This is a genomic window from Pseudobythopirellula maris, from assembly GCF_007859945.1.
Classification (GTDB): domain Bacteria; phylum Planctomycetota; class Planctomycetia; order Pirellulales; family Lacipirellulaceae; genus Pseudobythopirellula; species Pseudobythopirellula maris.
Window position 1 is genome coordinate 1,167,934 of the sequence record NZ_SJPQ01000002.1, and the last position, 20,787, is coordinate 1,188,720.

Annotated in this window: 17 protein-coding genes; 7 read left to right on the top strand and 10 right to left on the bottom strand. The window is 68.4% G+C overall.

All coding sequences use genetic code 11. The features are described from left to right. Positions 1–90: 90 nt before the first annotated feature. Positions 91–4,449, bottom strand: a complete 4,359-nt coding sequence (locus Mal64_RS12390; RefSeq protein WP_146400555.1) for a tetratricopeptide repeat protein — start codon at positions 4,447–4,449, stop codon at positions 91–93. Positions 4,450–4,972: 523 nt separating this feature from the next. Continuing rightward, a complete protein-coding gene (locus tag Mal64_RS12395) occupies positions 4,973–6,847 on the bottom strand; it encodes a TIGR03790 family protein (RefSeq protein WP_146400557.1) in 1,875 nt (624 codons plus the stop codon). A gap of 292 nt (positions 6,848–7,139) precedes the next feature. On the opposite strand from Mal64_RS12395, the gene Mal64_RS12400 reads away from it, so the two are divergent. Beyond that, positions 7,140–8,021: a serine/threonine-protein kinase gene (locus Mal64_RS12400; RefSeq protein WP_146400559.1), complete on the top strand. Its 882-nt coding sequence runs from the start codon at positions 7,140–7,142 to the stop codon at positions 8,019–8,021. 41 nt (positions 8,022–8,062) lie between these two features. Here the strand turns inward: Mal64_RS12400 and Mal64_RS12405 are convergent, their stop codons facing one another. Continuing rightward, entirely contained in the window at positions 8,063–8,551 is a 489-nt protein-coding gene (locus Mal64_RS12405; RefSeq protein WP_146400561.1) for a hypothetical protein, read from the bottom strand. 35 nt (positions 8,552–8,586) lie between these two features. After that, the gene (locus Mal64_RS12410) at positions 8,587–9,597 is read right to left on the bottom strand and encodes a polysaccharide deacetylase family protein (protein WP_146400563.1); all 1,011 of its coding nucleotides are present in this window, start codon (positions 9,595–9,597) and stop codon (positions 8,587–8,589) included. Positions 9,598–9,972: 375 nt separating this feature from the next. Between Mal64_RS12410 and Mal64_RS12415 the strand changes: the two genes are divergently transcribed. Further along, on the top strand, positions 9,973–10,176 hold the full coding sequence (locus tag Mal64_RS12415) for a small basic protein (RefSeq protein ID WP_146400565.1): 204 nt from the start codon (positions 9,973–9,975) through the stop codon (positions 10,174–10,176). Positions 10,177–10,415: 239 nt separating this feature from the next. On the opposite strand, the gene Mal64_RS12420 is transcribed toward Mal64_RS12415, so the two are convergent. Continuing rightward, positions 10,416–11,510, bottom strand: coding sequence for a hypothetical protein (locus Mal64_RS12420; RefSeq protein WP_146400567.1), 1,095 nt, complete (start codon positions 11,508–11,510; stop codon positions 10,416–10,418). A 490-nt stretch (positions 11,511–12,000) separates the two neighbouring features. On the opposite strand from Mal64_RS12420, the gene Mal64_RS12425 reads away from it, so the two are divergent. Then, positions 12,001–12,765 carry a LuxR C-terminal-related transcriptional regulator gene (locus tag Mal64_RS12425; RefSeq protein WP_146400569.1) on the top strand — a complete coding sequence of 255 codons (765 nt, stop codon included), beginning with the start codon at positions 12,001–12,003 and terminating at the stop codon, positions 12,763–12,765. Positions 12,766–12,896: 131 nt separating this feature from the next. Next, on the top strand, positions 12,897–13,373 hold the full coding sequence (locus Mal64_RS12430; RefSeq protein WP_146400571.1) for an FxsA family protein: 477 nt from the start codon (positions 12,897–12,899) through the stop codon (positions 13,371–13,373). On the opposite strand, the gene Mal64_RS12435 is transcribed toward Mal64_RS12430, so the two are convergent. The 3 genes from Mal64_RS12435 to Mal64_RS12445 form a co-directional block, all read right to left on the bottom strand. Next, positions 13,370–14,992, bottom strand: a complete 1,623-nt coding sequence (locus tag Mal64_RS12435) for a hypothetical protein (RefSeq protein ID WP_146400573.1) — start codon at positions 14,990–14,992, stop codon at positions 13,370–13,372. The genes Mal64_RS12430 and Mal64_RS12435 overlap by 4 nt on opposite strands. A gap of 48 nt (positions 14,993–15,040) precedes the next feature. Next, positions 15,041–15,817 carry a glycosyltransferase family 2 protein gene (locus Mal64_RS12440; RefSeq protein WP_146400575.1) on the bottom strand — a complete coding sequence of 259 codons (777 nt, stop codon included), beginning with the start codon at positions 15,815–15,817 and terminating at the stop codon, positions 15,041–15,043. A gap of 436 nt (positions 15,818–16,253) precedes the next feature. After that, on the bottom strand, positions 16,254–17,081 hold the full coding sequence (locus Mal64_RS12445; protein WP_146400577.1) for a Nif3-like dinuclear metal center hexameric protein: 828 nt from the start codon (positions 17,079–17,081) through the stop codon (positions 16,254–16,256). Between the two features lie 175 nt (positions 17,082–17,256). Here Mal64_RS12445 and Mal64_RS12450 point away from each other — a divergent pair, with 175 nt between their 5' ends. Beyond that, positions 17,257–18,597 carry an MFS transporter gene (locus tag Mal64_RS12450; protein ID WP_197525703.1) on the top strand — a complete coding sequence of 447 codons (1,341 nt, stop codon included), beginning with the start codon at positions 17,257–17,259 and terminating at the stop codon, positions 18,595–18,597. Here Mal64_RS12450 and Mal64_RS12455 read toward each other — a convergent pair. Next, positions 18,594–18,965, bottom strand: a complete 372-nt coding sequence (locus Mal64_RS12455) for an ArsR/SmtB family transcription factor (RefSeq protein WP_146400582.1) — start codon at positions 18,963–18,965, stop codon at positions 18,594–18,596. The genes Mal64_RS12450 and Mal64_RS12455 overlap by 4 nt on opposite strands. A gap of 4 nt (positions 18,966–18,969) precedes the next feature. Beyond that, positions 18,970–19,416, bottom strand: coding sequence for an SRPBCC family protein (locus tag Mal64_RS12460; protein ID WP_146400583.1), 447 nt, complete (start codon positions 19,414–19,416; stop codon positions 18,970–18,972). A gap of 177 nt (positions 19,417–19,593) precedes the next feature. Between Mal64_RS12460 and Mal64_RS12465 the strand changes: the two genes are divergently transcribed. Further along, positions 19,594–20,118 carry a DinB family protein gene (locus Mal64_RS12465; RefSeq protein WP_146400585.1) on the top strand — a complete coding sequence of 175 codons (525 nt, stop codon included), beginning with the start codon at positions 19,594–19,596 and terminating at the stop codon, positions 20,116–20,118. Positions 20,119–20,226: 108 nt separating this feature from the next. Next, on the top strand, positions 20,227–20,706 hold the full coding sequence (locus Mal64_RS12470) for a hypothetical protein (RefSeq protein WP_146400587.1): 480 nt from the start codon (positions 20,227–20,229) through the stop codon (positions 20,704–20,706). The last annotated feature ends 81 nt before the right edge of the window (positions 20,707–20,787 follow it).

The following is a 20,787-nucleotide window of genomic DNA, read 5'->3' on the forward strand; positions in this document are numbered from 1 at the left end:
CCTATTCATCGGGGCCGGAAAACTCAAATCGACAGAATCCACGCCTGGCGGCGGACCGCTTTTCTCGCCCGGCAGCCAGGAGCGAACGCCTCAGAGGCTTGCGCTGAGCAAGCCCCTGTTCTCAAGGTCCGACTTGAGCTGGTCGTACTGCTCGCGTTCGACCCGGGGCAGATCGTCGCGTGAGAGCCCCAATTCGACCGCTTTTTTCCACGCCTCCAGGGCGTCGTCCTGGTCGTTCGACATCATGTGGGCGACCGCCTTGTGGAAGTACTTCGACGGGGTCGGCTTGTCGATGACCGCCAGCTTGAGGTCTTCGACCGCCTCGTCCGCCTTGTCGGCCGCCAGGTAGGCCACCGCCCGTGTGTCGAGCACGTCGCTCGTGGGGCCGATGATCGAGATCGCCTCGTCGACATGCTCCAAGGCCTCGGCCGTGGCGTCGGGCGTTCCGACCGTGACCGAGAGCAGGTACGCCAGGTTGTTCAGCACAACGGCCCGCGACACGTTGCGGAGCTTGTCGCTTTCGAGCAGCACCCGGTAGGTCTCGGCCGACTCCAGGGGCTTGCCCTGCAAGTCGAGCAACTCGGCCTTGTGGAGCAGCAGGCTGATCTGCTCGGGGTTGTCGCGGAGCGCGCTGTCGAGCCACCCGGAAACCCGCGACAGGTACTCCTGGTCGATCTGGCCGCTGTCCGATTGCTCGGCGCGGTGCCGGAGCACCGCGATCCCTTGCTGGACGAGCCCCACGGCGCTCGATTCGCCGCGCAAGCCCTCGAGCGTGTCGAAGCCTTTCTCGAGGTCGCGGTGCTGACCAACAAACGTGGCGAGCGCCAACTTCTCGCTCACGCCGCCGAGCGAAGCGGCCAGCGCGTAGAGCCCTTCGGCCGTGTCGTACTGCTCGAATTCGGTCAGCAACCGGGCGACGCGTTTGACGGTCGGCAGGTCACCGGGCTCGAGCGAGCGGAGGTTGCTGGGCAGCATGCTGCGGGCGGCCTTCACGGCGTTCTGCGTCTCGCCGCGCTTGTAGGCCACCCGGGCCACCAGGTCGCGAGTGGCGGGGTCTTCGGGCGCCAACTCGTGCAGGCGCCGGACCTGTCGCGCGGCCGTGTCGATCGCCTCGGGCGTGCCCTGGTTGATGAGCAACGCGAGGTAGAGCTTGCGGACGTTCGGGTCGGTCGGTCGCGCGCCGATCATGTCGATCATGTGGTCGCGGCACTTCTCCCATTGGCCGAGCGAGGCGTAGAGCTTGGCGAGGACCATCTCCGACTGCACGCTCGAGAGGCCGCCGGAGCGGAGCTCCTCGAAGAGCTTCACGGCCTTCAGACGCGAGAGCGGCTCGGGGCGGTTCGCCAAGATCTGCGCCATCATCGCCTTGTCCTCTTGCGCCATCAGGCCGTCCTTCGCGTTGGAAGAGAGCAGGCGTTCGGCGTCGAGCAGGCTGAGGTACTCGCCGGTCTGGGACAAGAGATTCGCCCCCATGCGACGCGCCCAGGTGACGTTCTGGTCGTTGGGATTGGTTTCGCCCTCGGCCGCGCTGCGCAAGATGTCGTTGATCAGCGGGCGGGCGAGCTCGCGGCCGTTGTCACGCGGGTACCCCTTGCCGAGGTAGAACTGGGCCAACAGGCGGGCGGTTTTGGGGTCGTCCGGCACGCGCTCGTGGGCCAGCCGGTACATGCTCTCCGCGTCGAGCCAGCGGCCGACCACCTCGTAGCACCGCGCCGTGAGCAGCGTGACCTGGTCCTCGGTGATCGCCAGCTGGGCGGAGCGGATGGCGTCTTCGGCCTTGCCCTTCTGGCCGCTCATCAGCAGGAAGGTGATCTGGGCGAGCCAGTTCTCGGCCGAGGCGGGCTCGATCTCCACGCTGCGGTTGAACGCCTCGCCGGCGTCGGTGATCAGCTTCGCGCGACGCTCCTCGGAGAAGTCTTGCTTGGCCTGCGGGGTCGCGACGGCCGAGGCCAGGAAGCGACCGAGCCACAGCTGGCGGTCGGCGTTGTTGACCGTGTTGCTGCTGATCTCGCGGGCCACAGCGATCGCCTCTTCGAGCTGACCGGAGCGGAAGAGCGCCTCGGCGTAGTCCTGCCCCAGCAGCAGCAAGCGTGAGCCGCGATTCACCTGCTCCATCTCTTTGAGCGCGTCTTGGTAGCGGCCGTAACGCATCAGCAGCTTGACGTGCTGGAAGAGCCCCAACGCCGAGGGACGGCCGAGCTTCGAGCCGCGGTCGTAACTCGCGAGCGCCTTGCTTTCCTGGCCGCGGAGCAGGCTGATCTCGGCGTCCAGCAGCAGCGGCTGGTTCCACTCGGGCCGCTCGTCGATCGTGCGGTCGATCAGTTCCTTGGCCTTGGTGAGCGCCTCGGGGCCCTCACGCGTGGCGCGGTAGTCGGCCACCAGGCGGTTCGCCTCGGTGAACATCCAGGTGGGGTTCTCCTGGCTGCCGACGACCTCAAGGATGCGGTCTTGGGCGTCACGCATGCCCGCCTCGTCGTCCTGCTCGCGGGCGGTCATGAACAGCTGCAACAGCGCCACCAAGTCGCTCGGCGCGAGGTCGGCCACTTGCCGCAGGCAGTAGGTTTGCGACTCGCGGTCGCGGAGCTGGGCGAACTTCTTCGACAGGCCGGTCCAGAGCTGGATCTTCTGGTCGCGTGTCATCGCGTCCAGGTCGTCGGTGAGCGACATCAGCTGCTCGGTCAGGTTCTCGTCGTTGATCGCGATGTAGAGGTCGGCGCGCTCGAGACGCAGGATCGGCAGGTCGTCGAAGTCGGCGACCACCTTGTCGAGCAGCTTGAGCGCCTTGACGGGGCCCTGCTCCGGGTCGGCGGCGAACAGCTTGACCGCAGCACGCCGCACGCCCAGGTCGTTGGGCGCCATGCGGTATGCCTCGAGCAGCTTCTTGCGCGACTCGGCGAACTTGCCGCGACGCATCAGCACCTCGCCCTGCAGGATGATCTCCATCGCGTCGGACAGGTTGTAAACGTCGACGTACTGGGCGATCTCTTCGTTGAACGCGTTCCAGTCCTGCTCGCTCTCGGGCTTGTCGAGCTCGCGGGAAAGCCGCTCGTAGATGGAGGAAACCTCTTCCGAGCCCGTGCCGCGACCGATCTGCGACTTCGACCGGATCAGGCCCAGACGCGCCAGCTCGTTGTCGGGATCGCTCTGCAGGGTCAACTGGTAGGTCTCGGCCGCCCTCTCCCACTGGCCGAGCTTCTCGTAGCAGAAGCCCAGCAGCCAGAGCGACTCGACGTTCAGTTCGGCCCGCTCGGCGAGGAAGGGCCTGAGCCGCTCGAGTTCTTGGGCGGCGGCGAACCACTCGTTGTTCGCCATCTCCAAACGCGCCGACAAGTAATCGAGGAACGGCGCCGCCATCACGCCATCCTTACGCATCGTTTCGATCTCGGCCGCGACCTGGTCCGAGTCGCCGCGTTCGATCTGCAACCGCGTGCGGTAGAACTTCAGCTCGGCGCTGGCCCGGGGTGAGACCGACTCGATGCCCTCGTCGAACCGCGACAGGGCCGACTCGTAGTCTTCCAGACGCAGGTCGATGCCGGCCAGTGTTTGGTAAAGGAAAGGCGTCTCGGGGTTCTCCTTGATGGCGCCGATGAGCAGCTCGCGGGCCTCCTCGAAACGCTCCTTCTTGGCGAGCAGGCGGGCGTTGGTGACCACGACCGACGGGTCGTTCGGCGAGAGCTCCAGCGCCCGCGCCACGTCGGCCTCGGCCGCGTCGTCTTCGTTCTTCTGTTCGCGGAGCCGGGCCCGGATGAGGTAGGCTTGGCCCGATTCGGGGTTCGCCTCGACCATCCGCTCGATCATCTCCTCGGCCAGCTCCTGCTCGTGCTCATCCTCCCGCAAGATGTTGGCCACGCGGGCGTAGACCATCGGGTCGTTCGGGGCGACCGCCTTCTCCGGTTCGAACGTCTCGGTCGCCTCGTCGAAGCCGATCAAGCGGTAGGCGTGGTCCATCGCCCCGCGGTCCGATACGGCGAACAAGCACTGCGACTTGAGGAGCTCGAGCTCGGGATCGCCCGGGTTGCGATTGAGCAAGTAATTGATGTGGTCGAGCGCGTCCTTCAGGCCTGGCACGTGGGGGGCCATCAAGAGGTCGACCAAACGGCGGCGCAGTTTGTCGTTGTCCGGCTGGTCGCGGACCGTCATCTCGAGCCGCTGCAACGCCATGGCGAGGTCTTTGCGCTGGACCGACGGGTCTTCGGCGATCTCGGCAAAGGTGTTGGCGAAACGCTCGTGGACTTCGGCGTCGTCCTTGCGGATGCGGAGGTACTCGAAGAGCAGGCCGGCCGTCTTGGGCAGGTCGCCCTCGGCTTCGGCCTCGTCGGCGCGGGTGAGCAATCGGCCGGCGTTGCGATCCACTTGGAAACGCCACAGCCCGTAGCCGCCACCCACGACCACCAAGGCGCCGACGAGCAGACCGATCAGGAGAGTGAAATTGACGCGGTATTGTTGCATGGCTCTTCGTTACCTGAAGCCGCCGCAAGGGCGGGACGCTATGGGGGATCGCTGCGGGGAATCGCGAAACGATTAGATCACGGAAACAAGTTAGCGAGACGCTTCGACTGTGGAGAGGCTCCCAACCGGGTATCAAGCATCCGGCGGGGTATTCCCGGCGGGGCTGACGAGCGTCTCGGAGCGACGGCGCCCCGAGCGGGCTGGATCGCCACAGCGCCACCGGAACCGCCGCCCGAACCGCGCCGCCTGAAACGCCTTGGACGCCGCCAGCCGGCGTGCGGTTCCATCCGCTTCGGGGACCACGCCTACATGCCCACGGCGCGAGGCGAGTGGCCAGTCTGTTCATGGTATCGATGTGGGCGCCGCTGTCAACGAAACCCCCTAGTTTGAAAGCGGTTACGTCAGCCGGGGAGCCTCGACAGAGCCCCCAAGCCGCCGAAACGGGCCAAGCCGCAGATCCGGCCCCGCTGCGCCCCCAAGCAGCGGATCGCCCTCGGTTGGCCGGCGACCAACCACGCCGCGCCTACTGGACGTTGATCCAGAGGGGCCGCGACTGCGAACCGCTCGGCTCGGCAACGGCCTGCAGCCGGATCGGGCCGTGGCCCAGCTTGCTCGCTGGCGCCGTCGCCACGCCGCTTTCTCCGCTTACGCGGGCTACTTCGCGGTGGTTCTGACGCAGCACGATCGCCTCGGCCCCGGGGGCTCGGAGCGTGACCCGCACCTCGCCCTCGAACGGCACGATCAAAGCAGCCGGCTCGATCTCGATCGGCGCCGCCCGGCGGGCCGGCGCCGCGGCGCCCTCGGCCGTGTCGTCGGCGGCCTCATCGGCCGCTGCGGCTGGCTCCGGCAGGTCGACCCAGGCGACCCGCCGCGCTGAGGTCTCGATCGGGTCGGGCGAATAGCCAACGCATCGCAGCTCGTGCAGTCCGGGCGGCAAGCCGCTCGGGTCGATCCGCACGGTGGCGCCGCTGCGCAAACGCCCCCGCAAGCGGCCGTCGATGAACAGTTCCCACGGGGCCCGCGACTCGCTCTCGGCAAGCCCTTCGGGCGGTGCGTCGTCGGGCGGCGCCCCGGCAGGGGTCACGACCGCCTTGAGATCGAGGACGCGCTGCACCACGAAGGGCTCGTCGCTCGCCGGAAACTCGGCCGGCTGCGGCAAGCCTTCGACCCGGATGGCGGGCCGATCGGCCCACGGTTGGCACAGCGGGTCGCCCAAGATCAGCAGTTGGTAGGGCGACGCCACCGATTGGTAGAACGCCTCGGCGAGCGAGCAGCCACGGCGGTAATGGACGTGCAGCGACGGGAGCGGGAACTTCGCCTGGATGGCGAACGGCTCGATGACCGTGCCGCAGGCGCCCGTGGCGCCCGCACGAATGAGTTCCGAGATCGGCGTCTGCTGCCCCCGCAGCATGAGGTTTCCGCCGGTGCTCGTCAGGTGCTCGGCGATCGCCCCAGGCCGGAAACCGACCGGCGTGCCGGCAAGGTCGAGCTTAGGCGAACCGGTCATCAGGCCGAGCACGTCACTGGCGCCGCGCGGCAGCACGCCCTCGGCCTCGACAACCCGCGCGCCGAGACCCCGCAACAGGCCGGCCGCCTCGCCAAAGCAGGCCGACCGTGGCCGGGTGCGGACCCGTTCGCCCCGCATGAAGTAATAGGCCCCGTCCGGAGGGCTGACCTCCGCGGCGATCGCACGCCGCAGGCTCTCGACCACTTCCTCGACGCTGTTGCCCCGGCCTGTGGTGACGCCGAGCATCGTCGACAAGATGTACCGTCGGCCATGCTTGGGATCGGTCACCCGCGAGCCATCGAGCCCCCACAGGTACCGCGACCGCAACGCACGGCTCGGCTCGGCCCCCAGCCGCGTGCAATTGGCGAGGTTCACCCGCACGGGGCCGGGCACGTACCAATTCGAGTCGAGGCTCACGATCGTCGGGCTCTTGGCCAGCAGGTGGCGGCTCAGGTAGGTCACGCCGGTGAGCGAGCCGATTGGCTTTTGCTGCCTCGGCAGCTTGAGCCCCTCGGGCATCTCTCGGCTGAATTCAACCCGCCAAGGCAGGTCGCTCGAGTAGGCGACGCAATCGATCTGGGCGCCGAGCCGCCGCTCGGTGATCGCCCGAAACACCGGCGCCAGCACCTTGTCGCGGAGTTTCGCGCCGGTGATGTTCTCTTTGTCGCCGCGGTAGTCGACGTACACGACGTTCGTAGCGGGCAGGTCGCGGAGCCGCACGTAGTGGTTGGCGATCGTCATCGAGCTGTCGCTGTTGGCGTTCACCACGAGCAGCACGTTCTCGGGACCACCGCCGGCCCGGGCTCGGGCCGACACGCACGCGCAAGCGATCGCGACGAGTAGCATGGCGAGCAAGCGCCACTGGGACGGATGCGACGGGGGGCGGAGCATAGGCCGTTTCTACAAAGACGCGGGCAGGACTGAGACAATCGTAGGGGTTGCGACGCCCGGGGGCGACGCCTCGTTCCCTCGGCGTTCCTTAGGCCGCTGTAGCCGCGACATTAGCTCGGCCGGCCGGCAGCGCGCTCGGCGCTGCCGAACACGAGCTTTCGGACCCGGCGATGCTTCGTGGCTGGCCCGCCGGATCGCGGCTATACTGGGGATCTCGGCTCGTGCGGGCGGCGCCCACGCGAGCCGGGCGTTTTCTTCCCCCCCCTCCCGCAGCGATCCAGAAGCGGCGCCCATGGCCGGCATCGGCAAAATCTTTCGCGCGTTCCTCTCCGGCAGCAAGGTCGACATCGCCCTGCGCTACGAGATCCTGCGCGAGGCGGTCTCCGGCACGATGTCTGACTTCGTCATGGCCCGCGATCGGGAGTCGGGCGATATCGTCGGACTGAAGGTGCTCGACAAACAAAAAACCGAGTTCCACGAGGCGCGTTTCAAGGGGCTCAGCAAGCCGACCGAGGGGGAGATCGCCATGCAGATCGAGCACCCCCACGTGGTCAAAACCTTGCTGCACGGCGTCACGACCAAGAACGAGCAATACCTCGTGATGGAGTTCCTCGACGGCCCGGGGCTCAACTCGCTGATCATCGGCCGCAGCAAGCTGCTCGACGGGAACCGGCTCGCCTTGATGCGGCAGGCGGCCGAGGGGCTCGACGCGGTTCACAAAGCGGGGTTCATCCACCGCGACATCTGCCCGCGCAACTTTGTTTGCTCCAAAGACGCCACTTCGCTCAAGCTGATCGACTTCGGGCTGACCGTGCCGGCCGAGAAGGAATACATGCAGCCCGGCAACCGGACCGGCACGCCCAACTACATGGCCCCCGAGGTCGTGCGGCGGCGGCCGACCGACAAGCGACTCGACATCTACTCGTTCGGCGCGTCGATGTACGAGATGTTCGCGTTCGAGCTGCCCTGGCAGCGCGGCGCCGATGGGCGGGCGGCGATGACGCACGGCGCCAACGAGATCCCGCCGCTCAGCCACTACTACCCGCCGATCTCGCCGGAGCTGGAGCGGCTGATCCTGCACTGCCTCGAGACCGAGCCCGCCAAGCGGCCCAGCTCGATGGAAACGATCTGCAACACGCTCAAGCGGATGAAGCACGAAGACGTTGCCCCTTAAGGCCCCACGGCTTGGGGCGCCGCTTGGGGCATGGGCTCGCCTCAGCGCGCCCAGCCGCCGTACCAGTGGTTTTGGTAGGCCCCCGACCGCGAGGCCCCGCCGACCGCCGCATTGGGCTTCTGCAGGCCCGCGCCGGGCATCGCTCCCATGTAGCCGGCGCCCGGGTGCGCCGTGTAGCCGACGTTGCCCTGAAGCTTGCGCTGCTGGACGTACTGCGCTTGGGCGGTCATCGCCGCGGCGCGGCGTTGCTGGTCGGCTCGAACCACTTCGGTGTACGCCGTGCCGCTCTGCGTGCCGCCGAGCACGGCGCCGCTCAGGTAGGGGCTGATCGCGGGGTTGTCGCGGTAGTACTTGTTGTACAAGTACCGATCGACCCCGGCGTCCATGTTGGGACGCGACTTGATCATCTGCTGGTAGGCCGACGAATAATTGGTTTGCTGAGCCGCCGCCGGAGCGACGCACAACCACGCCGCGGCCAGAGTCGCCAGCAGCCCGATCGGCGCACGCCTGACCGTAATCGTTGGGTTCATGACCAAGTCTCTCCCTTGGCGTTCGGTCGTAGGTTTCATCGCGACGCCCCGTCGAACCGCTCCATGACCTCGACCCACGTGGTGACGACCACGCCCGAGTCCTCCATCGCCTGCTTGACCCGCTCGTCTTGCCACAGGTCGCGGTCCCAAACGAACTGCCGCCAGCTCGGCGTGATCGCACGGAGCGCCGGCGAGTCGATCGCCGGGGCGAAGGCCACCTGCGAGAGCCCCGCCGGCAGCTCGCCGATCAGCGCGATGGTCGCCTCGACCTTCTCGTCGTAGCTGTCGGCGGCCGGCACGATGCGCAGGTCTTTGAGCTTGGGCAGCGGGTACTCCTCCAGCGCCGCCAGCAGCCGGTCGGGCACGGGGAATCCTTGGGCGGCGAATCGCTCGGCGAGCTCCGGCGTGAGGTCGACCACCACGGCCGGGATCCAATGCCGGCGGGCGAGGTCGAGGTACAGCTCCGCCAGGTCGGGCCGCGCGTAGAGCGCCCCGAGGTGCGTGGTCAGGTGGGTGGGCTTCATGCCTTTGCGCTCGGCGCTGAGCAGTTGCCAGCGGATCTCGCGTTCGACGTCGTCGCGGTCGGCGTTGATCGCGACCTGTCGCACCGAACGCCACATGCAGCCGTCGCCGTCGTACAGCGAGGAGGCGAGCGCCTCGCCGCTCAGCGGCCGCCAGCGGTACTGGGGCCACTCGCTGTTGAGGGTGAGCTGCAGACCGATGTCGACGCCGGGACGCGCGGCGGCCAACTCGGCGGCGTGCGAGAACCACGGCGCCGGGGGCATCACACTGGCCGAGATCGGCGTCGGGTCGCCTTGCGACGGTTTGTCTTTATCGGGCGTTTGGCCATCGATCAGCTGGGCCACGGCGGCGTTGCTCTCGTAGCACAGGCCCATGTCGTGGGCGTGCAGGATCACGACCCGCTTGCCCTCGGGGTAGCCGAGCAGTCGGGCCCAGTCTTCGCCCGCGCTCGCAGCCGCGGGGGCCAGCAACAACAAGCTTAGAGCCGCCAGCCCCATGGCTGGTGTGGCGAGGAATTTTTTCATTTCGGGCGGCCGGGATGATTGGCGGAGGAGCGAAAAAACCTGCGGGATGCCGGGCCACGCCCGGTCGAGAGGGGCACCGGGAGCGGGCGTCGGCGACTCCCCAATCTTAGCCCACACCGACCCCTGTGCGGGGGTTTCGGGCCGCAACGCCCGCCGGGTTGTGGACAAGTTGGGCCCGGGCGTTTGCCGACAAAATACAGGCCGCCCCTCTGTTTGCCCTTAATCGAGCCCCAACAGGGCTTGAGAAGATGGGTCGGGGCCGGTATTTTGAGGGGCTTCGATCACCGTGCCCACGGCGGCACGCCCCCTCGACCCCGTATGTTGGCACGTTTGTCGGCCGCCCCGCAGGCGGCCCCAAGGCCCGGATCTTCGACCATGACCATCGATAAGTCTCTCAAAGTCAAAGCGGGCGCCACCGCCAACCGCAGCGTCCTCACCCGGGTCGAGCGGATCGAGAAGCTCATGGAACAGAATCGCTTCGGAGACAGCGATTCGCCGTTCGGCATCCCCAAGGTGCGGGTCCGCAAGCTGCAGATGAAGAAGAAAAAGAAGAAGGAGAAGGACGAAGACGACAAGTAAGTCGCCGCCCACCGTCCTTCTTTCATTTCTCTCTGCCCTGCAGACTCGGCAACTTGCCTGGCGTTCCCGCGCAGGCATTTCTTGGCGTTAGCATCTCGTGGCGCTAGCAGCGTTCCGGCAAACGCCTCGCGGCTTGCGCTCAACTCGTGGCTTGCGCTCAAGCAGACAGTTCGTCACGCACTGGCGAGCCGCAGCCGGGCTCTGACGGAACCCTCATTGCGTCTGATGGCGATCGCCGATCAGTGGCGGCCGAGATTCTCTTCGCCCAATTGGCCCTCGAGCCGGACGACACGAGCCGAGAGACGCTCCAGCCGCTCGCGCTCCGTCTGCTGGGCGGTCCCCTGCGTCAGGCGAGAGTCGACCCGCCGCTTGAGCAGCTCGACGACGATCCCCAGCTCCGTGCGACGCGGCAAGGCGCCCCGCCCACCGGGCGGCAGTCTGTCGAGGTACATGTCGATGAACCGCGCTTGATCCACCAGCAAGTCGAGCCGGTTGAACGCCTCGGAGAGACGCCCGGCGTCTGACCCGGTCTGCTCGAGCAGCTCGAGTTGCACGGCGCGCAAAGCGGCGTTGAAACCACGCGTGCGCGAAGCCAGTTCGTTGACGTTGATCCGCGTCTCGCCCAGCACGGGCTTGCGCGTTTCGTAGCGGAGTGGCTCGGCCGAGCCGAGCGGGTCGTCGGTAAAGGGGTCGACCCATTCGATCGGCGCGGCGCCGGGATGGTCGGACCACTTGCTCCGTTGCGGCGGCTCGGCGGCGGGAGACTCGTCCCAAACGCGGCCACCGGGGGCGGACTCGCTGGGCCGCGTCGCGGGCGGAGCGGTGGGTTCGACCACCGGCTTGCTGGCCGTGCGACGGCCGCCGGTCGGCGAGTCGGCCGCCATCGACGGCGCGATCGCTCCCGCGGGCGCCGGCGAATCGCCGGCTACCGCTTTGCGTACAAGGGTTGGCGCCGGCAGTGAGAACTTTGGCGAGGCGGGCAGCATCTCCCCGCCCCCCGGCATCAGCCCACGCACCGACGCGCGGAGCCACGCCTCCATCGCCGCGTGGTCGGAGGCCGACTGCGGCGAGGCGTTCCACGCGGCGAGCACGCCGCGGGTCTCGTCACGCAGCTCGCGGCCAAGCGACGACTCGGCGCCGTGGCGCATGTCGATCTGCTGGCTCAACGCGAGCACGAGGTCTTGCAAGTCGCTCGGCGATCGCGGCGCCGTTTGTGCAACGACGCACGACGCCGCCAGCACAGCACAGAGCGCCGCAAGCGGCAACACATTTAATCGTAAGAGGTTTTGCAACATGTCTGATTGGCGCTGGCTGGTGTCTTGTGAACAACGCATCGATCTTCCCGAGGCGGGAAGAGAGCGTCGCTTTTTGGACCAAGAGTAGGCTACACCGAAAGGTTGTCAAACTTGTTTCACCTCAAGGCGTGCAACTCACAACGATACGCCGCTCCGCAGGCGCCGGTTGCATCGTCTCGGCAAAATCGACAGACGGGGGGCCCGTCTGGTTGTTTCTTAAATCGATGTTTTGCGGGAAATGCTTTTTCGGCCAGAAATCTCAAGACAGGGCGCCGACGGCTCACCGCAAGGACCGATTAACCACTGTGCCGCCCCCTCATTAGGGGCAGCGTGGGCCGCAAGGGCGGCCTTCAACGATCCATACTTGCGGGCAGGGCAAGCATTGGATTGTGGTTCGAGCGTGCGTGCCCCACACGACCGCCGACAGCTTCATGCAAAGACTTACACCGAGATGGCGATTCGACCCAATCCCGTTCCGTAACCCCACAAGTTGGATCTCCTTTCGCATATTCGCGTCCGGAGACCAACGATGCACGACGACACGAATCGGTCGACGCCTTTACGCGCCGACGCCATTTTATTGATCGACGAGGGCCCGCTGCGCGACAAGGTCGTGCGGTGCGCCGAGTCGATGGGCATACCGGCCCGCGCCACGAGCGCATCGGACGAGTGCGCGGCTCTGCTCCAAGGAGCCTCGACGCCGCTGCTGATCGTCTCGTGCCACTTGGCCGATCGTGTGCCTGAGCAGGGCGACGCTCTGTCGTCACTGGCGCCGGTGATCCTGCTGATCGCCGAGAACGCCGAGGAGCATCTCGCCCGCCCGATCGCGCCGTTCTTGGTGGTCGGCGAGCCTGAAGAGGCCGAGGGCTTGGCCTCCGCTGTGACTCTCGCCGCCGGCGAGGCGGTCCGTGTGGCCGAAGACCTCCACGAGATCCAAGACCACTACGAGCGCCTCGCCTCGCTCAGCACCGAGGAGCGGCAGGTCATGGAGGCGGTCTGCAGCGGCATGCTCAACAAGCAGATCGCCCGTGAGTACGGGGTGAGCATCCGCACGATCGAGCAACGCCGCCGCCGGTTGTTCAACAAGATGGAGGTGCTCTCGGCCGTGCCGCTGGCGTCGCACGTCGCTTCGGTGCGGACACTCGAACGCCTGCACGGCCGCCGCGCGAGGCCGATCGACTGCGAGCAGCCCCGCACGCTGGGGGTCATCCCGATCGCACCGGCCGGCGAACAGGGCGACGCAAGCGGCGGCATGCTCGCTGGTTCCTCGCTGATGGCGTCGAGCATGACCTGAAAGAAACGAGGGCCTATTGCCCTCGGGGCGAGGGGCGCGTTCTGCTGACGGGGTACGCCACTCCGACCGCACGCCCGGTGCGGCGCCTTAGGGGCGCCCCGTCAGGCGCCGCACCGCAGAACGCCCCCGCCATGTTTTTCTACTTGCTGCTGCTGTTCACGGTCGTCCCGCTCGTCGAGTTCTCCCTGCTGTGGGAGATCACCGAGCGGACGAACCTGCTGTTCACCATCGCGCTGGTGCTCGCCACCGGCGCCTTGGGGGCCGCGCTCGCGCGCTGGCAGGGCCTCGTGACGCTGTGGAAGATCCGCGAGCGAGCGGCCGGGGGCGGCATGCCGACCGACGAGCTGTTCGACGGCGCCCTGATCCTCGTGGCCGGGGCCGTGCTCATTACGCCCGGGGTGCTGACCGACGCCTTCGGCTTCGCCCTGCTCACGCCCCCGCTACGGGCGCTGGTCAAGCGCGGCCTGAAGGCGTGGTTCAAGCGGAACGTCAAATTCCATGTCCACACCACGGCGCCCGGCGGCGCCCCCTCGACGCCGCGAGGCAGCGAGGTGCTTGACGTCGAGGTGATCGACGTGCGTCCGGCGCCACGCGACGAAACCTCTTAGCGCCAACCGGCGAGCGGCAGCAGCCGGCGGCGGATATCGTCGGCCGAGAACAACACGAACGCGTGCTCGCGCGAGCGGAGCAGCGCGTCGGTCACCCGACGTTCGGCAAGCGATTGGAGCCCGCGGTCGATCTCTTCCGCACGCCCCTCGACAAAGGGGCGCAGGGCGGCGTTGGCCGCCTCGATGTCGCGGTGCCGCTCGGCGAGTTCGGCGCCCTCGGCGCCCTCAGCGATCCAGCGTCGCTTCTTCGCAAGCAGCGCCGCCGCCCGCTCGGGCAGCCCCTTGGCTGCCGGGCCCAGGGCCCGCTCGGGGTGGTAACGCAGCTCCCTCCGCTCCTGGGTGAGCCTGCGCGGCTCGTCGGCGTCTGTCGCCTCCAGGCCCAGCGGCAGACGCAGCGTGGCCGTGAGCACGGCGTGCGGCGGCGGGGGCGAGCCGAACAGCCGCTCGGCCATGTGGTCGGTCACCTCGTCGTACTTCGCTCCGCCGATGCCGTGCAAGAACAGGTCCGACAGCACGAGCCGCCCGTAAAGCGTTGTCATCAGCGCCCGGCTGCGCAGCTTCACGCCCCGCTCTCGGAGCGAGCCGAGCCTCGCCAAGGCGAGCTCGACGCCCTCTCCTTCGGGCGCGTCGATCGCCGCCGACCAAGCCGCGGCGCCCGTCGCCCCGTTGTCGAGCAGCAGCTCGCCGTCTCGATGCGTGACGAACAGCGGCCGGCGCGTGGGGTCGTCGGTGCGCCACACCCAGAACGGCGTCTCGACACGGTCGCCATCGGCCTGAAGATCGGGCAGCGGCTGGGCGGCGCTCCGCACGCGGTGGGCCTGGCGGTACTCGTCCAGCGCGGCGTTGTACGCCTTGCGCGTCCGCTCGGCCCGGCCGATGAGCTCCAGCAGGAACAGGCGGAACGGCCGCGTGTCGCAGATCTGGCTGATCGGCAGCTCGAGCGACGGCGACCCCTCGCCGCGTTCGAACCGGTGCCGGGCGCGCGACAACGCCTCGCCCAAGGGCTGGCCCGCGTCGGCCGCCTCGGTGGCGTCGCGCCACACGTCGAGCGCGAGGGGGCGCTCGATCCAGGGGGCCACGCTGCTGGCGACGCGTTGGGCGAACGAGCCGAACCGCTCGCGGTCGACGATTGGGCGTTCCTCATGGGGGACCGACGCCGCGAGCGCGTCGTAGTCGATCGCCTCGCCGCGCGGCGCCTCGTAGGGGCCCGCCGGCACGCGGACCGACGGCTCGCGGCAGAGGTCGCTGTCGATCAAGAGATGCACCGCCGCGGCGCCGGTGTCGCGTCCGAGCCGTGCGAGCGCCCAGTTTTTAAACCAGACGCCGTTGTGGAACAGCTCGGGCTGATGCCCCGAGAGCACGATCGGCCCGCGGGGGTCGGCCCGCTTGGCGAGGTCGGCGTACTGCGAGGTGAACCGCTCGGCGGCTTCGATCAGATCGCCGCGAGCCTCGACCGCGACCCGCTGGAGCGGCTCGCCAAAGAACGCGACGTCCGAGCGCGGCGGCGCCGTGTGCTGGAGATCGATCGCCTCCAGAAGCCCCGACCAATCGGGCTCGACGAGCGCCGCGTTGTCGACCCGGGGCGCGCGGTAGCGGCGGTACGGCTGCGTCACGCTCAAAGGTATCGGCCCGCTGCTATTGCTGTCCGCTGATGTCCGTGGGCGATCTCAGCCCTGCTCAACCCACGCGCCGCACGGGTCGGGCGCCATCACTCCTACGGCCGCGGCCGTTTGGGTCCGGTCGACAGCCCGGTCGATCACCTCGCGGTAATGCGCGAGCCGCGTTTCGGCCTGGTCGAGCTCGCCGCCGAATGAGCGTTTCTCTTCCAGGTAGATCCGCGGAACGGCCGCCTCGACGACGCTCAGCCCGTGGTGCGCCGCCTCGGCCCACAGCTCGAGCGGCATCGCGTAGCCCTCTTCCTCCAGGCGTAGCTGCCGCAACGGCGGCACGCGGTAAGCCTTGAAACCGCAGAACGCGTCGGTCAGCCCCAGGCCGAAGCGCTCGTTCAGCTCGGCGGTGATCGTCTGGTTGATCCGCCGCCGGTCGGCCGGCGGGGCGACACCGGTCGAGGTGCTTGTCTCCAGGTAGCGGCTCCCCGAGACGATGTCGACCTGCTCGTTCCAGCAGCGGTCGGCCAGCTCGCGGATCAGCGCGGGCTCGTGCTGGCCGTCGCAGTCGATCGTGACGATCACGTCGTAGCCATGCTTGCGGGCGTAGCAGAACGCCGTCTGCAGGGCGGCGCCGTAGCCGCGGTTCGGGTTGTGGGTGACCACCCGCACGTCTTTACGCCGCTCGAGCAGCTTGCTCGTTCCGTCCGACGAGCCGTCGTCGACCACCAGCACGTCGTCGGCACAGCGGACGACGCAGTCGAGCACCCCATCAACGTGGCTCGCCTCGTTGTAAACGGGCAGCGCGGTGAGCAGGCGGTAGGGGGGCTGGGGCATGCGAGGGCTCCTTCGCACGGGGCGGGGCGGACCGAGCGCCCTCCCACGGAGGAGGAAATCGACCCGGCAGATGAAGATTTTAGGTAGCCGCAACGGGGAGAGTCAAGCAATCGGCGCGCCGCAATTCGTCGCAAGTGCTTGCGGGACTATGCTTTGCGAATCCCCCACTATTTGAATATCGGTTCAAATACGAGCCGACTGGCCTCTTGGATCGCGCGTTGGTGAGAAAAACGGCGTTCGCCACCTGCCGACGGAAGACGCCAAGCGTCACGGCTAGTGCGAATCGCACAGATGCGTAGCGTACGTGGCGGTGTGATTCGGCGTCGCAAAGGCGAAAACGACGCTACGGCTACCAGTAGTGCGTTCTATCTACCCCGCCCGAGCCAACTCTTTACGCTACGGGGGCGCGGCGATTCGGCCAGAGCGCTCGTGAGAATCACCCCATCCGCCGGATCGGGTCGCTCTCCGCCCGGCTGGCCCACGCCTCGACACCGACCAGTTCGACCGACAGGCGATCGGCCATGCGCTCCATCGCGAACCGCTCGCTGGCGTAGTGGCCGGTCAGCAGCAGCGCCAGGCCGTGGGCGCGAGCCTCGAGGCAGGAGTGGAAGCTCGCCTCGCCGGTGACCAGGGCGTCGCAGCCGGCCGCGACGGCCATCGACAGCAGCGAGCCGCCGCTGCCGCACGCCAGGCCGACCCGCTTGATCGGCTTGTCGGCCTGGCCGACGACGCCGACCGATTCGATCCCCAGGAAACGCTTGGTCGCGTCAACCAGGGTGGCTAGGTCGGTCTCGCCCCCCTTGGGCGCGCCGCAGCGCCCCACGCCGGGGCCGCTCAGCGAGCCGTCTGACGCGTCGTCCACGTCGGCGCCGATGGCCGGCTCGAACGGCGTGATCTTCTCCAGGCCGATGCCCTCGGCCAGTTGCTGGTTGATCCCACCCACGGCCGAGTCGAACGCCGTGTGGGCGCTGAGGACCGCCACGCCCGCCCCGGCCAGGCGCCACAGCATGGCGCCCTCCACCGTGTCGGTGGTGAGCCGCTGGACCGGGCGGAACATCATCGGGTGGTGGGCGACGACGAGGTCGGCGTCGCCGGCGATGGCCTCGTCGGCCGTTTCGGGCGTCACGGTCAGGCAGGTCATCACCCGCCCCGCCCCGGCGGCCGGGTCGCCCACGAGCAGCCCCACGTTGTCCCACTCCTCGGCCAGGGCCGCGGGGGCCAGGAGTTCGAGCCAATCGACAATGTCGCGTACGGTGGTGGTCATGCGTCGATGATAACGCGACGCGCTCGATCGGTCGCTACCTAGAGTGTTTAGGCCTGGTTGCGCGAGGGATGGAATTCGGTTCGCGGGCGCCCGGGGAGCGCCCCGCCAGCCGCGCTCGGGTAGAATGGCCCTCCCGCCCCGGCACGCTGCCGACCACGAAGCTAACCCGACCCCGATGTCCCGCCTCGCCCCCGACCCGCCCGCCGAAGCCGCCCCCGGCCTCTCGCCCCCTCACGCGCCGGCGCCCGCCGAGCGTGCGCCGGCTGCTGCGCCCGACCAACGCGCCGCCCCCGGCTACTACTACGGCTGGGTGATGCTGCCGCTGGCCACGCTGCTGCAGATCGGCACAATCCCAGGCCAGACGTTTGGCGTGGCGGTTTTTAACCCGTCGATCCGCGAGTCGCTGGGCCTCTCGCACAGCGGGCTCTCGACCTGCTACCTCGTGGCCTGCCTGCTGGCCGCCACGCCGCTCACGACGATCGGCGCCTTGATGGACCGCTACGGCCTGCGCCGCGTCACGCTCGGCGTGGTGGCGTTGGTCGGCCTGGGGTGCGTGGCGACCTCGCAGGCCGTCGGCGTGGTGAGCCTCACAGCCGGGTTCTTCCTGCTGCGGGCGTTCGGCCAAGGCGCACTGTCGCTCGCGGCGAGCAACACGCTGGCGATGTGGTTCGAGCGCCGCCTGGGGTTTGTCTCGGGCTGCTTGGGCGCCGGCATGGCGGGCGGCATCGCCGTGATGCCCGCGCTCTACCTCTACTCGATCAACCAGATCGGCTGGCGCGCGACCTACGCGGCGATCGGCGTGGCGACCTGGCTCGTCATCCTGCCGCTGTTCGTGTGGCTCTACCGCAACCAGCCGAGCGACGTCGGCCAGCGGATCGACGGCGGGCCCTCGGAGGACGACTCGACAGCGCACGCCAAGCCGCCGGCCGGGCCGTCGTTCACCTTGCGCGAAGCGATGCGCACTCGCGCCTACTGGATCGCGCTGGCCGTCACGGCGATGTACGGCATGGTCGCCACGGGGTTGTTCTTCAACCTCGTGCCGCTGTTCGAGTGGCGTGGCCTGTCGGCCGAGGCGGCGGCCGGGTCGATGGCCGTGTTCGCCGGGGCGATGGCTTACATGCAGTTGCAAGGGGGCTGGCTCGCCGACCGGGCGCCGCTCCATTACCTGGTGAGCGGCTGCATGGCGTTCCAGCTCTTGGGCGTGCTGGCCCTGATCACGACCGGCGGCTGGCTCGGCTCGCTGGCGTTCGCCCTCGCGCTCGGGGTGGGGCAGGGCATGCTGGCGGCGTTCGGCAACACGCTGTGGGCCCGCTACTTCGGCCGCGCGGCGCTCGGCAAGATCCGCAGCTCGGTCTGGACGACGAACATCGCCGCCTGCCCGCTGGGGCCGGTGATCCTCAGCGCCTCGTACGACGGCACGGGCAGCTTCTCGCTGGGGCTGGGGGTGTTCGCCGCGTTGCTCGCTTGCGCAGCGGGCGCGGGGCTGCTCGCCACGCGCCCCGCGCCGCCACTCTAAGCCTTCTTGCGGCCCTTCTTCGGCGCCTTGCGCGAGGCGGCCTTCGCTTCCGCCGCGTCGCGCACCCGCAGGGCGCTGTTCGCCCAGTACGCCTCGTACTTGCCGATCCACCGCTCGATCGCGTCGCGCAGCGGCGCCGCGTTGAGCGAGTTGATCCGCGTGCGGCCCTCGGCGCGGGTCGACACCAGGTTCGCCTCGCGGAGCACGTCGAGGTGCTTCATCACGCCGAACCGTGACAGGCCTGGGAAACGCTCGACCACTTCGGTCGTTTGACGCGGCCCGTCGCGCAGCAGGTCGAGGATCTCGCGGCGCGTGGGATCGGAGAGCGCCTTCCAGACCGTGTCGTGTTTTTCGTCTCGGGTCGGCATCGGGCTAGCTCCCGCCCTCGGCGGCTTTCTTGACACTGTCCAGGATGTGGCGCCAGCCGGGAACCGCTCCCTCGCGGTGCTCCGGGTCGATCATCCCGAAGGCGCGGTGGCTGAGCAACAACTCCGTGCCGCCGGCGACCTGGGTCAGCTGCCACTGCACGTGGCCCGAGACCGGGTACGACATGAACAGCGGCCCTTGGACTTCGATCAGCGTAGGCGGCTTGATCACCTGGACAAAGCCCCACAGGTGCCCCTGGCCCGCGCCCAAGTCGCGGAACCAACGCCCGCCCGGCCACTCCTCCAGCACCAGCGGCATCGGGCGGTTGTCGGGCGTGGTGTTCTCCGTGGTGATTTGCGCGACGAGCGCTTTGTAGACCTCGCCGATCGGGGCGGCGATCTCGATTTCCTGCGTGACGTCGAACGTCAACTCTTCGTGGGCGGCGGTTGGCATCGGGGGAGGTTCCTGTGGGGGAAACTGTGGCGGAGTTTTTCAATCGATCTGCTGTCGGATGGGAGCGCCTCCGATTTTCTCGGCGAGGCGATTGACCGGGCCGCCCCGCGTCATTAAGTTACCCATACGTTACGTTACCATAGAGTAACAAGTCAACACCTCAATACGGAGAGACCCATGACCGCGACTGCCGACACGACCGCCGCCTCGATCTCCGCCTTCGCCAGCCAATCGCTCAGCGGGGCGCGCCAATGGACGCTCCAGCTGCTCGACGACCTCCGCGACGCGCCGCTCGCCACGCCGTGTGAGGGCGGGGGCAACCACGCCGTGTGGGTGGCCGGCCACCTCGCCTACTCCCAAAGCGTGTTGCTCGACTGCTTCATCCTCGGCAAACCGAACCGCCTGGAGAAGTGGAAAACGATGTTCGACGCCGGGACGCAGCCGACCGGCGAGGAGGGATTCTACCCACCGCTCGACGACCTGATCGGCGCTTACAACGTGCTGGTCGACGAGACGCTCGACCACATCGACAAGCTCGAAGCGGCCGACTTCGACCGGCCGAGCCACGCCCCCGAGGAGGCGAGCGGCATGTTCGGCACGGTCGGCATGTGCCTTTCGGCGGCCGCGGCGCACGCCTACTTCCACACGGGCCAACTGGCCGACGCGCGGCGTGCGCTGGGCCGGGCGCCGCTGATGATGTGACGCCGGAGCGGCCGCCCGTTCGCCCGGGTCCGCATTGTCCGCAGGGGGGAGGGGCGTCTAGAATCGACGCTCCGCAGCGAAACGACGCCCCGACCCCTTACGGCCCTTATGGATTTCAGCGAACGACTCAAGAAAGCCGCCTCGCGCGGCGCCGCCGCCCGCGCCGAGCAGGCCTTCGCCGACGCCGCCGAGGCGATGGGCGAGGAGGAGCTGAGGCGGCTCCACTCCTCGCGCCGGCTCGAGCTGACCGAGCACATCGAGAAGTGCCTCAAGCAGCTGGCCGACAACTTCCCCGGCTTCCGCTTCGAGACGATCGTCGAGGAGGGCGGCTGGGGGGCCGCGGTGGTGCGCGACGACTTGGCGATGGCCGGCGGCAAACGCAACAACCTGTTCAGCCGCCTGCAGCTGACCGTCTCGCCCTACAACGAGTACCACGTCGTCGACGCCACGGCCAAGGGCGCGGTGCGCAACAAAGAGTCCTTCAGCCGCACCCATTACCAAAAGATCAAAGAGTACGACGGCGCCGCGTTCCGCGAGCTGCTCGAGAAGTGGGTGCTGGACTACGCGGAGATGTACGCCGCGGGGTGAGGCGAGCCGCAAGCGTTAGCGCCCGGAGCGGCCCGGAGTACGCAACGGCGCGCCAGCCGCTCCAGACGCTGACGGCTCGCC